Raw genomic sequence first — 675 nt, forward strand, 5'->3', positions numbered from 1 at the left:
AGCTTGGCGCGAACCTTTCGCGCCACTTGCTCGCGCAGAGCGTCTGCTTGGGCGGCAGGTGCGGCGGCGGCCGCGGCAGCGGCAGCGTCGCTGCTCGCATCTCCAGTGGCCCCAGCAGCCGCTGCACTTGCGCCTCCTCGCGCTGGGCGACGCAGCTGCGGCGGGGCCGCCAGCCGCGTCTCCTCGCTGGCAAGCAGTTCCGTCTCTGCCGGTAACATGCGCGCATGCAGCGGCGACGCGGGCTGCAGTGGCGGCAGCGCCAGCATCGGCTTTCCAGCACCGCTGTGCTGCTGCCGCTGTTCTTGGCGGTGCTGGTGGTGGCGATGGCGGCGGTGGCGGCGGCGGTGGCGGCGGCGGTGGGCAGGCTCGGAGGCTGCGTCACGCACTCTGTCGCCCACTTCGCCGCCGCCGCGCTGCCGCCGCCGTGCGCGCCCGACCTGCTGCTGTGGCTCCTCCGCAAGCGGCGCCGCCGCCAACTGCCCCGGTGTCAGCGGCAGCCACCGTGTGCACACCACCTCTCCCACGCGCAGCAGCAGCAGGTCCGCCCGCTCCGCGCTGCTGCCTTGCTGCACCAGCACCGTGTCCGGGGGTGCATGCTCCACTCGCATTGCGCGCGCCAGTGCATCGATCGCCTCGCGCGGCAGCAGGCGCAGCACGGGCGCCGTGCACAGGCAC

Annotated in this window: 1 protein-coding gene; it reads left to right on the forward strand. The window is 74.2% G+C overall.

All coding sequences use genetic code 11. The features are described 5' to 3' along the window. Positions 1-224: 224 nt before the first annotated feature. Positions 225-675, forward strand: a 451-nt coding sequence (locus ACK4SE_RS14030) for a hypothetical protein (protein WP_409693953.1), incomplete at its 3' end; no start/stop codon positions are given.

Source organism: Brevundimonas sp. (assembly GCF_046293315.1).
GTDB lineage: Bacteria > Pseudomonadota > Alphaproteobacteria > Caulobacterales > Caulobacteraceae > Brevundimonas.